The organism is Acinetobacter sp. YH01024, from assembly GCF_013420195.1.
GTDB lineage: Bacteria > Pseudomonadota > Gammaproteobacteria > Pseudomonadales > Moraxellaceae > Acinetobacter > Acinetobacter amyesii.
The window spans coordinates 1-1,088 of sequence record NZ_VOYQ01000109.1; the positions used below are offsets into that span (position 1 = coordinate 1).

At 36.9% G+C, this 1,088-nt stretch carries 1 protein-coding gene; it reads left to right on the top strand.

The genetic code is table 11. From position 1 onward, the window contains the following. The first annotated feature begins 111 nt into the window (after positions 1-111). Positions 112-1,080: an IS30 family transposase gene (locus FTT88_RS17095; RefSeq protein WP_014538385.1), complete on the top strand. Its 969-nt coding sequence runs from the start codon at positions 112-114 to the stop codon at positions 1,078-1,080. Positions 1,081-1,088: the final 8 nt, after the last annotated feature.

Genomic DNA, 1,088 nt, shown 5'->3' on the forward strand with positions numbered 1-1,088 from the left:
GGCAGAGTAAAACTTGAAGTGCGACATAAACCACCTAATTAATTTAAAGGGTTTATGGAGTATATAAAATTGTCATACCATCATCTTAACTTTGAAGATCGTACTGCATTAATGCTTGAGTCAAGAAAAGAAGGCTTTTCAGCCAGAAAATTTGCTGAACTTATTAAAAGACATCCTAGTACGATCTATCGTGAGCTTAAAAGAAATAGCATCAATGACGTTTATCAAGCTCGATATGCTTCTGATAACACTTTTGCTAGACGTAGACGTGGTCACAGAAAACTCAAAATCGATTCAATCCTCTGGAAATTTATTGTTGAAGCGATCCGTTGTTTATGGTCTCCTCAGCAAATAGCAAAGCGTTTAAAGACATTTCCTGATTTGGATCAAACAATGAATGTAAGCCATACAACGATTTATTCAACGATACGAGCATTACCCAAGGGTGAGTTGAAAAAAGACTTATTATCCTGTCTACGTCATGAAAATAAAAAGCGAAAAGCTAACGGTGAACCTAAAAAAGATTCTATATTACAGGATATTAAAACTATTCATGAGCGCCCAGCCGAAGTTCAAGAAAGAAAAATACCGGGTCATTGGGAAGCTGATTTAATTAAAGGTAAAGACAATAAAAGTTCGATAGCAACACTTATTGAACGAAATACACGGCTCTGTATCTTGGCAACATTACCTGATGCAAAGGCAGAATCAGTGCGCAAGGCTTTAACTGAAGCTCTGAAATATTTACCTGCAGAACTGCGTAAAACGTTGACCTATGACCGTGGACGCGAGATGGCAGAACATAAAATACTTGAAGAAGATTTAGGCATAGATGTATATTTCTGTGACCCACATTCACCCTGGCAAAAAGGCACATGCGAAAATATGAATGGTTTAATTAGGCAATATTTACCTAAAGGGATTGATTTAAATCAGGCAGATCAGCATTATTTAAATCAAGTTGCCATGTCACTGAATACTCGTCCTAGAAAAGCGTTAGATTGGCTTACACCATTAGAGAAATTTGCTCAGCTTGTTGATTATCATAAGACTTTTCAAACTGTCGCACCTCATGTTTGAATTCGCCC